Here is a 1,516-nt window from a genome sequence, read left to right as displayed (position 1 = left end):
CAGGTCGTCGCTTTTTGAGATGTTCAACTGTAGGCAGTTCCTCAATTAAGAGTTGTAATTTCTGACGCTTCCTATGCGAATTTGCGAAAGAAGTGTCTAATTTAGCTTCTTCACCATTAAGGTGATTGAACGTCGCTTCCCAATCAACCCAAGAAGTACGATATTTGTCATTACGATGTAAATTAAGCCATTTCTCAAAGCCTGAGTTTCTTGAAACTTGAGTAATAAAATGGCGAAGATGTTGAGTAATCGGCAATTGCCGCCACCTGGGGGTAATTGCAATCTGTTGCAATGCAGTCGTAGAAACTACTAAAGGTAAAGCAGAATAATGTGCATCTTTTGCGAGAAAATCAACTCGTTCATTAGAAATATTTCCTGAATGAGCTTTAATTTTGTGAAAGGTAACAGTTAGACTATTCGCCCGAATTAATTCTCTGATCATAGACCAAATAACGTTGTTTTCTTCCTTAAAAAAGGATCTAACAGTGGAGCATTCACAAAGATAATGATCCATAGTAGCTTTGGAGTCCGTAAGAATTTCAACTGAGATTCTAGGAGGTGCAGTCAACAAAGCAGCCAAAACAGCAGCCGTTTCTGCTCTTGTTGATGATGGAAAACAATCCAAGGTAGCTTTGAATTCTCGAGTTTCTGAGAGGTAATGTGTCTGAACGAAGGCCAAACTCATGCTCATTGATTCTTTTCCGATATCGATGACTGAACCATCAGTAAAAAATCGAAGGTGTGTTGCGTCTTTAAAGGAATGTTGTATTGCATGCAATTCTTTTTGAATTGGACCCTTATCAATGAAACGCTCAATGTAATTGTCTCGTTGAATGATAATATTTGTATCTTCATAAAAAGGAAGCATGTTATGTAAAAACATGGCATGGTAGAAGGTGCATTGAATAATATCATATTGTGGAGTATCAAAATAATATAGATTATTATTGATCTTTTTTGGACTAGATGATTGAATAATAACCGCGTCATCTGCAGTAAATAAATTAGCACATCTATATGTATCAATATGTGCAGTTCGTGGAATACTACTAAAGGAAGTATTATGATTTTGACAACCGTTGCATCTAGTTAAATTTGGGTGATTGATTGTTGATGTGTTGTTATCTATAATCCAATGTTCAACTATGATTGTTCTATTATCCTCGTTCTTTTTAACTATTCTACCTAGAATTGGAAGATTTATGACCGGATTCCATATCCCAATCCAATTAAGCGCTCTAGTAGATAAATCTATAGGTAAAATTTCATGACCTTTCATATTATGAGCTCGTAAGATAAATTCAGCCGGAATTAATCTATGTTCATTTAAAGGGTTTAATAAATTAGTTTCTAATTTTTTGAACCATGCGGGAGCAAATTTGGCGGGCGTAGCAGTAAAGTTACGATTTCTAATTAGGTGCCAGTCCATAAGGATTTTGCCATCTAAAGAGGTAAGTTGTTCTAGGAATAGTATTTGTTGGTTTCTAAGTGATCTAAGATCGCTACGAGTCAGATC

The 1,516-nt window shown here is 35.7% G+C and carries 1 protein-coding gene; it reads right to left on the bottom strand.

Annotated features, from left to right (window positions below):
- Positions 1 to 868 (bottom strand): hypothetical protein (locus DMG62_24895; GenBank protein ID PYY19163.1); only part of this gene is annotated, 868 nt, incomplete at its 3' end.
- Between the last annotated feature and the right edge of the window lie 648 nt (positions 869 to 1,516).

The sequence above is a fragment of the Acidobacteriota bacterium genome, assembly GCA_003225175.1.
GTDB lineage: Bacteria > Acidobacteriota > Terriglobia > Terriglobales > Acidobacteriaceae > Gp1-AA112.
The sequence above is the reverse complement of the archived record's forward strand: the minus strand, read 5'-3'. Positions and strand labels throughout refer to the sequence as shown.